This is a genomic window from Rhodococcus sp. ARC_M5 (assembly GCF_022810405.1).
GTDB lineage: Bacteria > Actinomycetota > Actinomycetes > Mycobacteriales > Mycobacteriaceae > Rhodococcoides > Rhodococcoides navarretei.
In genome coordinates this window covers 564406-578999 of record NZ_JALGQE010000001.1, presented here as the reverse complement: position 1 = coordinate 578999, position 14594 = coordinate 564406, and the positions used below count along the sequence as shown (strand labels likewise).

Sequence of the window (14594 nt, the reverse complement as noted above, 5' to 3'; positions counted from 1 at the left end):
TCTCCCATTCCATACAACGTAGGGGACATCTGCATGACAACGACCGAACCCGATATCCATACCACTGCGGGTAAGTTGGCCGATCTTCGTAAACGTCTCGCGGTTGCGGAGATTCCGTCCGGTGAGGCAGCGGTGGAGCGGGTCCATGCCAAGGGCAAGCTGACCGCGCGGGAGCGGATCACCGCCCTGCTGGACGAGGGCTCGTTCGTCGAACTCGACGCGTTGGCGCGGCACCGCTCACAAAATTTCGGGTTGGCCGACAACCGGCCGTTCGGTGACGGTGTCGTCACCGGCTACGGCACCGTCGACGGCCGCGATGTGTGCGTGTTCTCCCAGGACGCGACCGTCTTCGGTGGCTCGCTCGGGGAGATCTACGGCGAGAAGATCGTCAAGGTGATGGACCTGGCGATCAAGACCGGCCGGCCCCTGGTCGGGATCAACGAAGGTGCCGGAGCCCGCATCCAGGAAGGTGTGGTCTCCCTCGGGTTGTACGGGGAGATCTTCCACCGCAACGTCCGCGCGTCCGGGGTGATCCCGCAGATCTCGGTGATCATGGGACCCGCCGCAGGCGGGCACGTCTACTCTCCGGCCCTGACCGATTTCGTGGTCATGGTCGACGGCACGAGCCAGATGTTCGTCACCGGCCCCGACGTCATCAAAACCGTCACCGGCGAGAACGTCACCATGGAAGAACTCGGTGGCGCACACACCCACATGGAGAAATCCGGGGTCGCGCACTACGTCGCGTCCGGCGAACAGGACGCCCTCGACTACGTCCGAGACCTCCTGTCCTACCTCCCGAGCAACAATCGGGCCGACGCCCCGCGCACCGTGGCGTCGGATCCGATCGTCGGGGCGATCGAGGATTCGTTGACCGCCGAGGATCTCGAACTCGACACCCTGATCCCCGATTCGCCGAACACTCCGTACGACATGCACGAGGTGATCACCCGGATCCTCGACGACGACGAGTTCTTGGAAGTCCAGGAAGGTCGGGCCCGCAACATCATCGTCGGGTTCGGGCGGATCGACGGCCGGTCGGTGGGGATCGTGGCCAATCAACCCACCCAGTTCGCGGGCACCCTCGATATCGATGCCTCCGAGAAAGCAGCCCGGTTCGTCCGCACGTGCGACTGCTTCAACGTCCCGATCATCACCCTGGTCGATGTACCCGGGTTTCTGCCCGGGACGGGGCAGGAGTTCAACGGCATCATCCGGCGTGGGGCGAAACTGTTGTACGCCTACGGGGAAGCGACGGTCGGGAAGATCACCGTCATCACCCGCAAAGCGTACGGCGGGGCGTACGACGTGATGGGGTCCAAGCACATGGGAGCAGACGTGAATTTGGCGTGGCCGACCGCGCAGATCGCCGTCATGGGAGCCTCCGGTGCTGTCGGGTTCGTCTACCGCAAGAAACTGTTGGAGGCCGCGAAGAACGGTGAGGACGTCGACGCCCTCCGGTTGACACTGCAGCAGGAATACGAGGACACCCTCGTCAACCCCTACATCGCTGCCGAACGCGGCTACCTCGATGCCGTCATCCCGCCGAGCCACACACGCGGCCAGATCGTCACCGCGCTACGACTGCTCGAACGCAAACAAGTCACCCTCCCACCCAAGAAACACGGAAACATCCCACTATGAGCGCAGAAGCGAATCATGACGCAGCGAGCGCAGAAGCGAATCATGACGCAGCGAGCGCAGAAGCGAATCATGACGCAGTGAGCGCAGAAGCGAATCATGTTGCTGCGTCGCCCAGTTGGTCGTTTCGTGGACAGCCCACCGACACCGACATCGCCGCCGTGGTTGCTGTTCTGACCGCTGCGCAAACGTCGGTGGTCGCCGAAGCTCCGGCGGTATCGGATCTGTGGGGCCGGCCCGAGGATCAGCATCGCTACGGACTCGCCAGTGCCCCAGCTCTTTTCGTCAATGCCCGATTCGGCCAGTGAAGGACTTCGCACATATGACCACCTCTACCTCCCATAAGAAGATTTCCAAGGTTCTTGTCGCCAATCGTGGTGAGATCGCGGTGCGGGTGATCCGGGCGGCCGCCGATGCCGGGTTGGCCAGTGTCGCTGTGTACGCCGAGCCCGACGGCGATGCCCCGTTCGTACGCCTGGCCGACGAAGCCTTCGCCCTCGGCGGGCAGACCTCCGCGGAGTCGTATCTGGTGATCGACAAGATCCTCGACGCCGCCGCCAAGTCCGGTGCCGACGCCATCCACCCCGGCTACGGGTTCCTCTCCGAGAACGCCGACTTCGCCCAGGCCGTCATCGACGCCGGACTGATCTGGATCGGACCGTCCCCGCAGTCCATCCGCGACCTCGGCGACAAGGTCACCGCCCGCCACATCGCCGCCCGCGCCAAAGCACCGTCCGTCCCCGGCACCTCCGAACCGGTCAAGGACGCCGACGAAATCTTGGCGTTCGTCGACGAACACGGCCTCCCGATCGCGATCAAAGCCGCATTCGGTGGCGGCGGACGCGGCATGAAAGTCGCCCGCACCCGCGAGGAAATCCCCGAACTGTTCGACTCGGCCACCCGCGAAGCCGTCGCCGCATTCGGGCGTGGAGAATGCTTCGTCGAACGCTACCTCGACAAGCCACGCCACGTCGAAGCCCAGGTCATCGCCGACCAACACGGCAACGTCATCGTCGCCGGTACCCGCGACTGCTCCTTGCAACGCCGCTTCCAGAAACTCGTCGAGGAAGCCCCCGCCCCGTTCCTCACCGACGCCCAACGCAAAGAAATTCACTCCTCCGCCAAAGCCATCTGCCTCGAAGCCGGCTACTACGGTGCCGGCACGGTGGAATACCTCGTCGGCCAAGACGGGCTCGTCTCGTTCCTGGAGGTGAACACCCGCCTGCAGGTCGAGCACCCCGTCACCGAGGAAACCTCCGGCATCGACCTGGTGCTGCAGCAGTTCCGCATCGCCAACGGTGAGGAACTGTCCATCACCGAAGATCCCGAACCACGCGGGCATTCGTTCGAGTTCCGGATCAACGGCGAAGACGCCGGGCGCGGGTTCCTGCCCGCCCCCGGACCGGTCACCACCTTCACCGCCCCCTCCGGCCCGGGTGTGCGCGTCGATTCCGGTGTCGAATCCGGCAGTGTGATCGGGGGCCAGTTCGATTCGATGCTCGCCAAACTCATCGTCACCGGAGCCACCCGCGACGAAGCCCTCGCCCGCTCCCGTCGGGCGTTGGCCGAATTCACCGTCGACGGCCTGGCGACGGTCATCCCGTTCCACGCCGCGGTGGTCTCCGATCCCGCGTTCATCGGCGACGGCGACTCCTTCGACGTGCACACTCGCTGGATCGAAACCGAATGGGACAACCAGGTTCCCCCGTTCACCGCCGGACAGCCGATCGACGACGACGAGGTCCTACCCCGTCAGTCCGTGGTCGTCGAGGTCGGCGGCCGACGCGTCGAGGTCTCCCTGCCCGGGGAACTGACCCTCGGCGGCAACAACGGCGGGAATGCCGGTGCGGTGCGCCGTAAACCCAAAGCGCGTACCCGCGGCGGTGCCGGAGCGGGCGCGGCATCCGGAGATTCGGTCACCGCACCCATGCAGGGCACCGTGGTCAAAGTCGCCGTCACCGAAGGCCAGGAAGTCGCCGCCGGTGACCTCGTCGCCGTCCTCGAAGCGATGAAAATGGAAAACCCCGTCAACGCCCACAAAGCAGGCACCATCACCGGCCTGACCGTCACCGCAGGCGACGCCATCACCCAAGGCACCGTCCTCGCCGAGATCAAGTAGGGGAGTGTTCCGATGACTGCCCTCGCTGAATCGTTCGACGGTGGTACCTCGCCGGTGCATTCCACCGAGCTCGAAATCGTGTCCACGGTGCTGCGCATGGCGTCGGCCGCGCGGGTTCGTCTGGCGGAGGCGCTGGACGCACAGGGGCTGAGCTGGGCGAGGTACGAAGTGCTGGAACTGGTGTCCAGGCGAGGGCCGATGTCCTACAGTGCGCTGTCGCGGGAGTTGGTGCGGCACCGGACGAGTATCACCGCCACGACGGCCAGTCTCGTCGAGGCGGGACTGCTGGTGCGGAGCGTCAATCCGCGAAATCGACAGCAATACATGGTCGAAGCGACCGACTCGGGCCATCGCGCGGTGGCGCGGGCCGAGCGTGCGCTCGAGCGCGCTCGGTCGAGGATGGCCGTCGATGCCGATTCTGCTCGGACGCTCGAGGTGCTGCGTGGCATCGAGAAGCAGTGGAACGGTCGGCGCTGATCGACGGGTGACGACACCGGTCCGTCGGCTCTGAAACAAGTACCCCTGGGGTGATACCCCCAGGGGTACTTGCATACCCCGTTGGGTATGTGCGAAGGTGGGCACGTTCGTTCGTTTCGAGGGTCTCGTCTGCCCTGTTCGATACCCCCACCCGTATAGGAGCACAATGTCGCTGCGTGATGCCGAAGTTCTTCGTCCACCGGATGATCGACCTGTAGCCGGGCCGGGCTTGCTCGGTCGCGCGGGTGGCTCGATGGTGACTCACCGACGTTGGGTGTTCGGTGTGTGGCTCATCGTGCTCGTGGGCCTAGGTTCGTTTGCGCCCTCGGTGTTCTCGTCGCTGGCCGGAGCGGGATGGCAGGCGAACGGATCGGAATCCGTACAGGTTCGGGAATTGGCCCAGCAGCACTTCGGCGGTAATTCCTCGGCAGCGGTGCAGGTGGTCGTCCACTCCGACTCGGCACCCATCACCGATCCCGCTGTTCAGGATGTGATTGCCGACGTGTCCGACGTATTCACCGGCGACACCAGATTCGGCGACGTCGTTGCGCCGCAACCGGGTATGACGATCAGCCCGGACGGCCGAACCGGCATCGTCATCGCCGGGGCAAACGGCACCACCGACGAGATGGTCAAAGCCGTCGACGATGTGAAGGAGCGGTTGACCGGGCTCTCGGGTGACGGAATCGAGGTGTATCCCACCGGTTCGTCGGCCCTGTGGTCGGACTTCAACAAGGCGAACCACGATGCGATGATCCAAGCCGAACTGTTCTCGTGGCCGGTCACATTGGCGATCATGGTGCTTGCGTTCGGGTCACTGGTCGCCGCGGGGTTGCCGCTGCTGCTCACCGTCGCCGGGCTCGTTGCGTCCGCTGGTGGTCTCGTTCTACTCAACGGTGTGACGCCGATCTCGGTGTGGGCCATGAACTTCGCGATGATGTTCGCCCTCGCTCTGGGAATCGACTACGCGCTGTTCATCGTCGCTCGATTCCGCGACGCGTTGCGCAACGCCGACCCTCGGGCGGCCGTCGCCGAAACCATGGACACCGCCGGCAAAGCCGTTGTGCTGTCCGGTCTGACGGTACTGGTGAGTCTGTCGGCTGTGCTGCTCGTCCCCGCACCTGCAGTGCGCACCATGGCGGTCGGGATCATGCTGGCCGTCGCCTTCGTGTTGCTGGCGACGATGACACTGCTGCCCGCCGCTCTGGGGGCGCTCGGCCCCAAGGTCAACGCAGCTTCGTTGCCGTATGCCAAGCGTCAGGCGCATCGATCGCCGAAGTTCGCGGCATGGGGCGAGTTGTTGCACAAGCACCCGTGGCCGTTCGCTCTCGTCTCCGTGGGAATTCTGATCGCCCTGGCGCTTCCGGTGCTCGGCTTGAAGGTGGCGATGCCGTCGATCGCGGTGGTGCCCGAGGATGCACCGGTGCGTCAGGGCTACGCGCTCGTGCAGGCCCAGTTCGGGCCGGGTGCACCGGGTGCGTTGCAAGTCGTGGTTCCCGACGCGGATGCCGTCGAGACCGCAACCGTCGCTGCGGGGGTCGACGGGATCTCGATGGTGACGCCGCCGCAGAGTGCCGCTGACGATTCGGGATATGCACTTCTGCAGGCAATTCCGTCGGTGGATCCGTCCGACGAAGCGATGGGTTCCATTCTCGCCGATCTGCGATCGACACTGCCCGATTCGGCACTCGTCGGCGGAGCGCCGGCAGAGAACCTGGACCTGCAGCAGGCCTTGAACGACTATCTGCCGATAGTCGTCGGGATCATCCTGGTCCTCGGATTCGTGCTGCTTCTGGTGGCGCTTCAGGCTCCGCTCATCGCGTTGCTCGGCACCGTGGTGAGCCTGCTGTCCACCGCGGCGGCGTTCGGCGTCGCCAAGCTGATCTTCCAGGACGGTCACGGATCCTCTCTGCTGGGCTTCACGCCTCAGGGATTCCTCGACGGTTGGGGCCCGGTGTTCTTCTTCGCGATGATCTTCGCCATCGCCATGGACTACACCGTGTTCCTGCTGGCCACCGCCAAGGAACACTACGAACGCTCGGGTGACTTCAAGGTTGCTCAGGTCGACGGGTTGGCCCACTCGGGGCGCGTCATCTTTGCCGCAGCAGCGGTGATGGTGGCAGTGTTCTTCACGTTCGCACTGTCCGATCCGTTGCCACCCAAGGAGATGGGCATCATCCTAGGTGTCGCTGTACTGCTCGACGCGTTCCTCGTTCGACTCGTGCTGCTTCCTGTCCTCTTGCGGTTGACCAGGCACGGTGCCTGGTGGTCGCCGGCGTGGCTGCGCGCGGTGCTGCCCTCCATCCGCTTTTCTCACTGACACAACAATTTTCGAGGAGACACCATGAACATCGCATTGTCCACCACGCTGAACGACACCGACTTCGACACCGCGATCGACAGCACGAGAAAAGCGTTGTCGGAGCAGGGTTTCGGAGTCCTCACCGAGATCGATATGCAGGCGACTCTGAAAGCGAAGCTCGACGAGGACATGGAGCGCTACGTGATCCTCGGTGCATGCAACCCGGGACTGGCTCACCGTGCGGTGGGCGTCATGAAGCAGATCGGTCTGCTGTTGCCGTGCAACGTGGTGGTTCGCGAGAACACGGCAGTAGCGGGATCCGTCGTCGTCGAGGCCATGAACCCGGCCATCATGGTCGAGGTCACCGGTGAGTCCGGGTTGGATGCGGTTGCTTCCGAGGCCACGACGAAGCTGCAGGCGGCCATCGCGGCACTGGGCGGTACCGGATCCGATCCCGCCTGATGCCCCCGGGGGTACCATTGGGGGCACTATCACCACCATCGAGGGGATCGACATGATCGGCGACGAAGACAGCATCGCACTGGTATTGAATCGACTCAAGCGCGCGCACGGTCAGCTTGCCGGGGTCATCGGGATGATCGAGAACGGTCGCGATTGCAAGGATGTCGTCACCCAGCTCGCCGCCGTCTCGCGCGCACTGGACAAGGCGGGGTTCAAGATCGTGGCCACCGGTCTGCGCGAGTGCATGACGGGGGAAAGTGCGGGTGAGAAGGAGCCGATGACCGAGGCCGAACTCGAGAAACTGTTCCTGGCACTGGCCTGAGGCCGGGTCGAATCCCACGAGGGAGCGACGGGAGGGCGAACAGTGGGAGTCGTGTTTGCCCCGTGACGACGCTGTTGTGCGACGTCGGGGTCGACATCCGACGAGTTCGGCTGCATACTTGACTTTGTCCAGAAAAGCGGAGGATAGTATTGCTGTGATGCCGATCTCACCGTATGCGGAGCAGTTACGCGCCGCCGATATGCGCGTGACCCGTCCCCGGGTCGCGGTGCTCGAGGTCGTCGGATCCAATCCTCATGCGGACACCGACACGATCCTCGGACTCGTGCGATCGGTGCTGCCCGAGGTGTCTCGGCAAACCGTGTACGACGTTCTCAATGCGTTGAGCACGGCGCGCCTCGTACGGCGAATCGAACCGGCAGGATCTCCTGCTCGGTACGAATCTCGTGTCGGCGACAACCACCACCACGCTGTGTGTCGCGCCTGTGGCGTGATCGCAGACGTGGATTGCGCGGTGGGTGAGACGCCGTGTCTCACCGCATCGGACTCCGTCGGTTTCACGATCGACGAGGCGGAAGTCATCTACTGGGGCTTCTGCGCACAGTGTTCGGCTGCTCGCGAGCAGCCGGCAGTTCCCGTTCAGTTCCCTCCCCGGTCTCGAGCACACCGAAGTTCGTGACCACCGATCACAGCCCGATCGTCACACCCTGGAAGGAAGCACGTGTCTGAAGATCACGTAACACGCGAAAAAGAGATGAACGAGGATCAGCCGCAGGAGAGCGGTGGCAAGTGTCCGGTCATGCACGACTCGATGCCGACTCCCGTCGAAGGCGGAGGCAACCGTGAGTGGTGGCCCAAGGCCCTGAATCTGAAGATTCTCAAGAAGAACCCGGCTGTCGGCGATCCGATGGGTGCGGATTACGACTACGCTGCCGAGTTCAACTCCTTGGACCTCGCCGAGGTCAAGCGTGACATCGAAGCCCTCATGACGAACTCGCAGCCCTGGTGGCCTGCAGACTTCGGTCACTACGGCCCGTTCTTCATCCGCATGGCGTGGCACGCAGCGGGCACGTACCGCAAGCAGGACGGTCGCGGCGGTGCCGGTGCAGGCATGCAGCGTTTCGCGCCTCTCAACAGCTGGCCCGACAACGCGTCGCTGGACAAGGCGCGCCGCCTGATCTGGCCGGTCAAGCAGAAGTACGGCCGCAAGCTCTCCTGGGCCGACCTGATCGTGCTCACCGGCAATGTCGCCATCGAGTCCATGGGCCTGCCGACCTACGGTTTCGCCGGCGGACGCGTCGACGCCTGGGAGCCGGACGAGGACGTCTACTGGGGCCCAGAGCAGACCTGGCTCGGCGACGAGCGCTACAACGGTGATCGCACGAGCCTCGAGAACCCGCTCGCCGCAGTGCAGATGGGCCTGATCTACGTCAATCCCGAAGGCCCCAACGGCAACCCGGATCCCGTTCAGTCCGCGTTGGACATTCGCGAGACCTTCGGCCGCATGGCCATGAACGACATCGAAACTGCGGCACTGGCCGTCGGCGGACACACCTTCGGCAAGACGCACGGTGCAGCGGATCCCGACGAGCACATCAGTGCCGAGCCCGAGGGCGCACCCATCGAACAGATGGGCCTCGGCTGGAAGAACAGCTACCAGAGCGGTGTCGGTGCGGACGCGATCACCAGTGGCCTCGAGGTCATCTGGACTCCGACGCCGACCCAGTGGGACAACAGCTTCCTCGAGACCCTGTACGGATTCGAGTGGGAGCTCACCAAGAGCCCCGCAGGTGCGCACCAGTGGCGTCCGAAGAACGGCGAGGGTGCGGATCTCGTTCCCGATCCCGCCGATCCCACGAAGCGTCGCCACCCGTCGATGCTGACCTCCGACATCGCGATGCGCGTCGACCCGATCTACGAGCAGATCACCCGTCGCTGGCTCGACCATCCCGAGGAGCTCGCGGAAGAGTTCCAGAAGGCCTGGTTCAAGCTCACGCACCGCGACATGGGACCGGTCTCGCGCTACCTCGGCCCCGAGGTTCCGGCGGAGCCACTGCTCTGGCAGGACCCGATCCCGGCCGTCGATCACGAGCTGATCGACGACGCTCAGATTGCCGAGCTCAAGCAGACCATCCTCGGTTCCGAACTGACTCAGGACCAGCTGATCTCGGCTGCCTGGGCAGCGGCATCGTCGTTCCGTGTGAGCGACAAGCGCGGCGGAGCCAACGGTGGCCGTCTGCGCCTGCAGCCGCAGGCCGGCTGGGAGGTCAACGAGCCCGACGAGATCGCACAGGTCATCCGAGTCCTCGAAGGTGTCCAGCAGTCGTTCTCCGGAACGGTCTCGTTCGCCGACCTCGTCGTTCTCGGTGGTGTCGCAGCCGTGGAGCAGGCGGCCAAGAACGCGGGCGTCGACGTCACGGTGCCGTTCACTCCGGGCCGCATGGATGCCACGCAGGAGAAGACGGACGTCGACTCGTTCTCCGATCTGGAGCCCAAGGTCGATGGTTTCCGCAACTTCCTGGGCAAGGGCCAGAAGCTGCCGGCCGAGTTCAACCTCGTCGATCGCGCAAACCTGTTGTCGCTCAGTGCGCCCGAGATGACCGTGCTCGTCGGCGGTCTGCGTGTGCTCGGCGCGAACTACAAGCAGTCGTCGCACGGCGTTCTGACCGACAAGGTCGGCACGCTCACCAACGACTTCTTCGTCAACCTCCTCGACATGGGCACCGAATGGGTTCCCACCGCGGAGGACGGCATCTACGAGGCCAAGGACGCGGCCACCGGTGAGAAGAAGTGGACCGGAACCCGCAACGATCTGGTCTTCGGCTCGAATTCCGAATTGCGCGCTCTCGCAGAGGTATACGCCTGCGATGACGCCAAGGAGAAGTTCGTCCGCGACTTCGTCGCGGCCTGGGACAAGGTCATGATGCTCGATCGCTTCGAGCTCGCTTAGTCTTCACTGCTCCACCGAACTCGGAGCTATGGACGAATCCTCGTCCGTAGCTCCGAGTTCGTCGTTATAGGTCCGTTATCTTTCGTTGCCAATTCGTGTCCTCGGTCCCAGGCTCGCTGCAATTTCCGAGCGGCAGGCTACAAGACATGACACACGACGAGGGGGCGGCGGGAGCCGTCGACAACAACATGGACGAATCGCGCAAGGGAGCCTCCGGGTTCGGATCGTTCCTGGAGATGTTCCAGGATGCCTCTACCGACAAATCCGACTTCGAGCGCTGAATCGTCAGCGAGTCCCGATCGTATTGGTGACCGAGCCGATTCCTTCGATGCTCAGTTCGACGCGATCGCCCGGGGCGATCCAGCGGTCGAGTTCGAGGCCGCATCCGCGCGGCAGCGTGCCGGACGTCAACAGCTCACCGGGGTAGACGTTTTCACCGCGACACGCGTACGAGAGTGATTCGCCGATCGAGTACCGCATGCCTGCAGTGCCGGTCGTCGACCACAGCTCGCCGTCGACCGTGACGGTGGCCGTCAACGAGTCCAGCCGTGGCGTGATCTCGTCGGCGGTGACGATATCGGCTCCCATGGAGCTGGCGAAGGTCTTGGTCTTGACCACCGGTCCGAACGGAGTGCGGCGCTGCTCCTCCCATTGAGTGTCGCGAGCACTGATGTCGTCGAACACCACGTACCCGCCGATCGCAGCGGCGGCCTCGCGCGCGGACACGTCGCGAACGGGCCTGGTCACCACGGCTCCGAACTCCAGCTCGAAATCCAGCGCCCGGCTGTAGGACGGCCACTCGACGGCGGCTTCGTCGGCGACAACGGTGAGGTGGTTGCCGGTGTAGTAGACCGGGTGGTCGTCGAATCCCGGACCCGGGCGGAGTGCCGGAAACGTCGATCGAGTGACGGTCTCGAATCCGCGGATGAAGGGGACGGCTTTCGGAAGGTTGCGGCGAACCAGGTTGTGCGCGGCCAGGTCCCAGTGCGCCTCCCAACCGAGGAAGCAGCGGAGCGACGCCGGGGCGACGGGAAGCGTCGGTGTCGGTCGGTCGACCACCGCGACACCTTCGGAGACCGCGCGCTGCACCACGGCAGTGGCCGCGTCGCGCACGCGTTCACCGGCGTCGAGGAACCCGAGCACGGTGCGGGTGAGTGGGCGCAGAGCCTCGTCGGCACCCAACGTCGACACCGCGGCGTCGAGATCGACCCATGAATTCGTGTCGGGCGCGTACACGGCGAGACGGTCTGCCGAGTCGGCAGCGATCAGGCGTCGTAATCGCACTGGTTGATCCGATCTTCGCGGGAGGGGCTCCACAACGGTTGAGGAACCAGGAGTGTAAACGGCGGTACGGCTGTGGTGTCAAGACCTGCTCGGCGGGGACTAGCGTGGACCCATGAGATCGCCTGTTCCCGAGTACCTTGCTTCCGTGTTGGAGGACTGTCGACGGTTCGACGGAGGGGCGGTGACCGAGGGCAACCCGGTAGTGGCCTCGGCAGATCCCGATACGTTCGCAGTCTCCCTCGCCACCGTCGCGGGATCGCTGCACGAGGCGGGCGATACCGACACCGAATTCTCGATCCAGTCGATCGCGAAGGCGATCGCGTATGCACTGGCCATCGAGGACAACGGCATCGAGGCGGTGCTCGAGGCCGTCGACGTCGAACCCTCGGGCGACTCGTTCAACGAGATCTCCCTGGAAGCGGAAACCGGAAGACCGCGGAACCCGTTGATCAATGCCGGTGCGCTGGCGGTGCATTCGATGATCAGAGGCAGCGGGAGCGAGGAGCGCGCCGCGCGTATGACTGCTCTGCTGTCCACGATGGCCGACCGCGAACTCTCGATCGACCAATCGGTGTACGAGGCCGAACTCGCATCCGATGACCGGAACACTGCCATTGCACACCTGCTGAAGTCGGTCGGCCACCTCGACGCCGAGCCCGCCGATGTCGTCGACGGCTACGCGCGTCAGTGCGCGGTGAGCGTGACCTGTAGCGACTTGGCGAGGATCGCCGCGGTGATGGCGAACGGCGGCAAGAATCCCGAGACGGGTGTGCAGATACTCGACCCGGAGGTCGATCGCCACGTTCTCGCCGTCATGGCGACCTGCGGAATGTACGACGGCAGCGGCAGCTGGCTTGCGAGCGTGGGTATCCCGGCCAAGAGTGGGGTGGCCGGCGCGATCATCGGCGTGCTGCCGGGCCAGGTGGGCATTGCCGTTCTGTCGCCGAGACTGAACGAGCACGGCAACAGTGTGCGCGGGGTGGCGGTGTTCGAGCGACTCTCGCGCGATCTGGGCCTGCACATGATGCACGTGGCACCCAGCGGTGAATCGGCGATCAGGAGCGTGACCGAGAGCGAGGACATGACCAGCGTGGAACTGCAGGGAGATCTGCGGTTCGCCGGTGCGGAGGCCGTCATATCGCGGTTGCTGGCCGCAGTTACCGAAAATCGCAGTGTGGCAATTGATTTCAAGGAGGTTCGGGCCGTCGACGGTGCGGCTCGACGGCTCCTCACCGAAGCGGTCCACGCACTGGAGGACGACGGCCATCGAGTTTCCGTGGAGGACCCCGACGGATTCATGGATTCACCCGACCGGTCAGAGACGACCGGCGAGAATCATGTTCCAGTAGGACAACGGTAGGCCGTATCGGTCGAACGCCCAGGCCGATCGCCTGGGTTTCGGTGAATCGAGAAACGACGGCAACGATGGCGTCAAGGTCCCGGTGCGGTCGAACTCGGCCGCGATCAACTTGTGTGCGCCGACTGCGATGGGGGCGACGGTGTAGCCGTCGTACTCCGTCGACGGTTGCCCGTTGCGAGCTGCGATCAGATTGTCGACGAGAACCGAAACCTGTTTGCGCAGTGCGCCACCCGAGGAGTCGGTGTCGATGGCTGCACCGTCACCCGCGGCCCAGACATTCGGGTACACCCGATGGCGCAGAGTTCGTCCGTCGATGTCCACCACACCGTGCGGCGCAGAGCCGGTCAGATTCGATTCCTCCAACCACGTCGGACCTCGGAACGGCGGTACCAGGTGCAGCATGTCGTAGTTCAGACGCTCGTCGATGCCGTCCTGGTCCGTGACCGTGATGTGCCTGCTCTCCGGGTGCAGTGCCGTCACCGCGGTACGGTTCAGAATTCGCGCGCCGAGCTCGCGGAGCCGCGCGATGACCATGGCGTCGAGTTCCGGCACGCCCAGGAGTCGATGCCGATCCAACACCAGCGTGATGTCGATTCCCGGCATACGCCCGGTACGACTCCAGTGATCCGCGGCGAGAAACAACGGCTTGAGTGTGGTGCCGGTGCACCCGACGGGCGGGCGAGGGACGGTGAACACAGCACTGCTGTGAGCAGGTAGGTCACGCACGAGCTGCCAGGTGCGTTCGGCTCGGTCGAGGTAATTGCTGGCGACACCGGGGAATGCGAGCGCAGCCCACACCCCGGGCAGCGCATCGGTATCGACGACGAGTCCCTGGCCGAGTACGAGATCGCGGTAGCCGTAGTCCGAACCCGACGCACATCGCACCACGCGATTCACCGGGTCGATCGCCACCGCCGAATCCTCCAGCCAGCGGCATCCAGCCGGGATCACCGAACGCTGAGTTCGCTCGGCCTCGGCCAAAGACGCCTGCCCGGAACCCACGTACGAGAGCAGGGGGCGATACGTGTGCACCTGCTTGGGTTCGATGACCGCGACGTCGGAGATGCCCTTCTTCAGCAATCGCGCGGCCGCGCTGATGCCTGCGTTGCCGCCGCCGACAACGAGGACGTCGTACGTTCTGCGCGGGGCGCTCACAGAACCGACCGACGCACCACGACTCGGTCGGTCACGAGACCGACTTCGGATTCCAAGGCGGGTGAAAGCACCACGGTCAGCTGTTGATTCCATCGACCCAGGCGAATGGCGGTGGCGTCGAGCACGGAATGGACACCTGCGGCGACACCTGTCACCGAAGACAGGTCGAGAATCAAGGCTCGGCCACGCTCGGCGACCTCACCGAGCGTTTCGGCAAGTACCGGAACGTCCGAATCGCCCACTGCGCCGATCACTCGCACGACGATGTCGGCACCTGCACTTTCGTCCACTGACAGCCTCATCTCGGTAGCGAGGCTCTGCGAGTCGGTCAGCGACGGAACCACTTCCGCGACCGGGGGCGTAATGGACGGTACGACGATCATGGGCAACTCCTGTGGAGCCGAACCCCTGAGCCTGTGGAGCAGGAGTGCGGCAGTCGACGGTGAGGACTGCGGGCTGCTCCTCAACCGCGCATCCAAGGGCTTACCCCGCTGATCGTGTTCGTAAGCATGTTCCGGGCAACCGGTTTGCGGGACTTCGGGGCGGGAATACGAATCCGACAAT

At 64.5% G+C, this 14594-nt stretch carries 14 protein-coding genes; 11 read left to right on the top strand and 3 right to left on the bottom strand.

The features are described from left to right. Positions 1-33: 33 nt before the first annotated feature. From MTX34_RS02495 to MTX34_RS25635, 10 genes are all read left to right on the top strand, one after another. Positions 34-1644, top strand: coding sequence for an acyl-CoA carboxylase subunit beta (locus tag MTX34_RS02495; RefSeq protein WP_243608320.1), 1611 nt, complete (start codon positions 34-36; stop codon positions 1642-1644). 77 nt (positions 1645-1721) lie between these two features. Further along, complete coding sequence (locus MTX34_RS02490; RefSeq protein ID WP_243608319.1) at positions 1722-1949, top strand: acyl-CoA carboxylase epsilon subunit; 228 nt, start codon at positions 1722-1724, stop codon at positions 1947-1949. Between the two features lie 14 nt (positions 1950-1963). Next, entirely contained in the window at positions 1964-3760 is a 1797-nt protein-coding gene (locus MTX34_RS02485) for an acetyl/propionyl/methylcrotonyl-CoA carboxylase subunit alpha (RefSeq protein ID WP_243608318.1), read from the top strand. Positions 3761-3772: 12 nt separating this feature from the next. Beyond that, on the top strand, positions 3773-4237 hold the full coding sequence (locus MTX34_RS02480; RefSeq protein ID WP_243597190.1) for a MarR family transcriptional regulator: 465 nt from the start codon (positions 3773-3775) through the stop codon (positions 4235-4237). Positions 4238-4490: 253 nt separating this feature from the next. Next, positions 4491-6557: an MMPL family transporter gene (locus MTX34_RS02475; RefSeq protein WP_243608317.1), complete on the top strand. Its 2067-nt coding sequence runs from the start codon at positions 4491-4493 to the stop codon at positions 6555-6557. Positions 6558-6581: 24 nt separating this feature from the next. Continuing rightward, positions 6582-7001, top strand: coding sequence for a DUF302 domain-containing protein (locus MTX34_RS02470; protein ID WP_243597192.1), 420 nt, complete (start codon positions 6582-6584; stop codon positions 6999-7001). Between the two features lie 52 nt (positions 7002-7053). Next, a complete protein-coding gene (locus MTX34_RS02465; RefSeq protein WP_032397635.1) occupies positions 7054-7323 on the top strand; it encodes a metal-sensitive transcriptional regulator in 270 nt (89 codons plus the stop codon). Between the two features lie 157 nt (positions 7324-7480). Next, positions 7481-7960 carry a Fur family transcriptional regulator gene (locus MTX34_RS02460; RefSeq protein ID WP_243597194.1) on the top strand — a complete coding sequence of 160 codons (480 nt, stop codon included), beginning with the start codon at positions 7481-7483 and terminating at the stop codon, positions 7958-7960. Between the two features lie 75 nt (positions 7961-8035). Beyond that, positions 8036-10231: a catalase/peroxidase HPI gene (gene katG / locus MTX34_RS02455; protein ID WP_279392820.1), complete on the top strand. Its 2196-nt coding sequence runs from the start codon at positions 8036-8038 to the stop codon at positions 10229-10231. A gap of 146 nt (positions 10232-10377) precedes the next feature. Beyond that, complete coding sequence (locus MTX34_RS25635; protein WP_279392721.1) at positions 10378-10512, top strand: hypothetical protein; 135 nt, start codon at positions 10378-10380, stop codon at positions 10510-10512. 4 nt (positions 10513-10516) lie between these two features. Here MTX34_RS25635 and MTX34_RS02450 read toward each other — a convergent pair whose 3' ends face one another. Beyond that, entirely contained in the window at positions 10517-11515 is a 999-nt protein-coding gene (locus MTX34_RS02450; RefSeq protein ID WP_243608316.1) for a fumarylacetoacetate hydrolase family protein, read from the bottom strand. A gap of 112 nt (positions 11516-11627) precedes the next feature. Between MTX34_RS02450 and glsA the strand changes: the two genes are divergently transcribed. Then, complete coding sequence (gene glsA, locus MTX34_RS02445) at positions 11628-12875, top strand: glutaminase A (protein ID WP_243608315.1); 1248 nt, start codon at positions 11628-11630, stop codon at positions 12873-12875. Here the strand turns inward: glsA and MTX34_RS02440 are convergent. Beyond that, a complete protein-coding gene (locus tag MTX34_RS02440; RefSeq protein ID WP_243608314.1) occupies positions 12831-14030 on the bottom strand; it encodes an NAD(P)/FAD-dependent oxidoreductase in 1200 nt (399 codons plus the stop codon). The genes glsA and MTX34_RS02440 overlap by 45 nt on opposite strands. Next, the gene (locus tag MTX34_RS02435) at positions 14027-14413 is read right to left on the bottom strand and encodes a hypothetical protein (protein ID WP_243597198.1); all 387 of its coding nucleotides are present in this window, start codon (positions 14411-14413) and stop codon (positions 14027-14029) included. The genes MTX34_RS02440 and MTX34_RS02435 overlap by 4 nt, the downstream gene beginning before the upstream one ends. Positions 14414-14594: the final 181 nt, after the last annotated feature.